Below are 296 nucleotides of genomic sequence, written 5' to 3'. Positions count from 1 at the left end.
AACAAATGAACTCAAACACAAAACAGTTTATTTATGATATCCAGCAAAGAAAGAATAATTATATAGAAAATGCTTTAATAGCAATACAACATCCTAAAAAAGAGCAATCTGAACAAGTCATTCAAAATATAGTAGAGAAGATGGATATGATGATTAGTCTAGTTACTACGTACATGAGGATTGAATCTGGATCTACGGAAGAATTAAAAGAACTTCAGAAAGAAATTATCCATGCTCAAGCATATATTCAAAAACGAAAATTTGAAGAAACACAGAGATAAAACCCTGTGTTTTTA

Annotated in this window: 1 protein-coding gene; it reads left to right on the top strand. The window is 29.1% G+C overall.

Features of this window, described 5'->3' with window-relative positions; translation table 11 throughout:
- Positions 1–5: 5 nt before the first annotated feature.
- Entirely contained in the window at positions 6–281 is a 276-nt protein-coding gene (locus tag HMPREF2590_RS04235) for a hypothetical protein (RefSeq protein WP_001087712.1), read from the top strand.
- Positions 282–296: the final 15 nt, after the last annotated feature.

It is taken from the genome of Bacillus sp. HMSC036E02 (genome assembly GCF_001836235.1).
Classification (GTDB): domain Bacteria; phylum Bacillota; class Bacilli; order Bacillales; family Bacillaceae_G; genus Bacillus_A; species Bacillus_A cereus.
This window is presented reverse-complemented; position numbering and strand designations above follow the sequence as displayed.